This window comes from Streptomyces sp. WM6386 (assembly GCF_000972385.1).
In the GTDB taxonomy this organism is placed as follows: domain Bacteria; phylum Actinomycetota; class Actinomycetes; order Streptomycetales; family Streptomycetaceae; genus Streptomyces.
On sequence record NZ_JXTE01000239.1, the window covers coordinates 1 to 938 of the forward strand.

Annotated in this window: 1 protein-coding gene; it reads left to right on the top strand. The window is 69.8% G+C overall.

The window, feature by feature from the left end; all coding sequences use genetic code 11:
• The first annotated feature begins 54 nt into the window (after positions 1–54).
• Positions 55–798, top strand: coding sequence for a nuclear transport factor 2 family protein (locus tag TN53_RS40985; protein ID WP_052745421.1), 744 nt, complete (start codon positions 55–57; stop codon positions 796–798).
• The last annotated feature ends 140 nt before the right edge of the window (positions 799–938 follow it).

Sequence of the window (938 nt, forward strand, 5' to 3'; positions counted from 1 at the left end):
GTTACCACCGCCGGTTGAGTCCCGCGGCACCGACCCACAACCTTGGACATTCAGTTGAGTACCAAGAACCTCATCGTGGAAGGCGTGCTGGAGCTGACCGGAGGCGCCGACACCGACGGCGCCCTCGAGAAGTACTACGCGCCCCACTTCATCCAGCACAGCCCGCTGTGCTCGGACGGACCGGCCGGCCTGCGCCAGCTGACCGAGCGGGCCAAGGGCGCCGGCGCCCAGTACGAGCTGCTGCGTTCGATCGCCGAGGACGACCTGGTGCTGCTGCACGCCCGGGTCACCGGCCTCGCCGAGGTGCCGCTCATCCTGTTCAACCTGTACCGCGCCGGCGACAGCAAGATCCAGGAGCACTGGGAGGCGCTGGGCCCGGAGACCGGCCCGACCGCGTCCGGCCACGACATGGGCGACGGCGCCGCCGAGGTCACCGACCTCGACCGCACCGCCGCGAACAAGGAACTGGTCCGCCGCCTGATCGAGGAGGTCTACGTCGGCGGCGATCTCGCGGCGCTCGACGGATACGTCCAGGACGGCGAGCTGATCCGGCACGCCCCCGCAGTAGCCGACGGTGTCGCCGGCCTGCGGGAGACGCTCGCCGGGGCGGACTACCTCAAGGTCCACCGGGTCCTCGCCGAGGGCAACTTCGTCTTCACCCACTCCGAAGGCACCCTGAACGGCACACCGCACGCCTTCGGCGACCTGTTCCGCGTCGCGGACGGGAAGATCGTCGAGTACTGGGACATCAGGACCGAGATCCCCGAGCAACTGCCGCACAGCAACGGCATGTTCTGAGCGGGGAGATCCGATCATGAGGGATCCAGCGGGTCACGCACTCCGCAACAGCCCCTGGAGGCGGGACCCGCTCCGGTGCCGGCACCTCCTCGCGGAGAACTCCGCGCCCGGCACCGGGCGGAGAAGATGAGGGCGCCGGC